General features: G+C 35.4%; 1 protein-coding gene. It reads left to right on the plus strand.

Annotation, left to right across the window (positions count from 1 at the left end):
- On the plus strand, positions 1-350 hold a 350-nt coding region (locus AX662_RS10755; RefSeq protein WP_197414666.1), incomplete at both ends, for a hypothetical protein.

Genomic DNA, 350 nt, shown 5'->3' on the forward strand with positions numbered 1-350 from the left:
TGTGCTTAAGCCACAAAACCAAAAATATGATGTTGCAACTCCAACCGAAAAAGTTACTGTAGCAGATCCAGCTAACGTGACCGAAGCTGAGCTAGCTAAAATCAAAGAAAAGGTACAACTTGAGTACTCTCAAAACAACGATGATGCGAACTTAGCAGACAAAAAAGGTACACCAGCTGATAAAACTAATAAGATTCAATCAGTTACAAAAGATGCGGATGGAAATCTTGTAGTAACCTATGCAGATGGTTCTATAGATAAAAAACCATTATCAGAATTTGTAAATGTAGCACCAACAGTAGAGATTCCTTACTCTAATAAAGATACTAAAGAAGTTTATGTATATGGTG

This window comes from Streptococcus sp. CCH5-D3 (genome assembly GCF_001556435.1).
Classification (GTDB): Bacteria; Bacillota; Bacilli; order Lactobacillales; family Streptococcaceae; genus Streptococcus.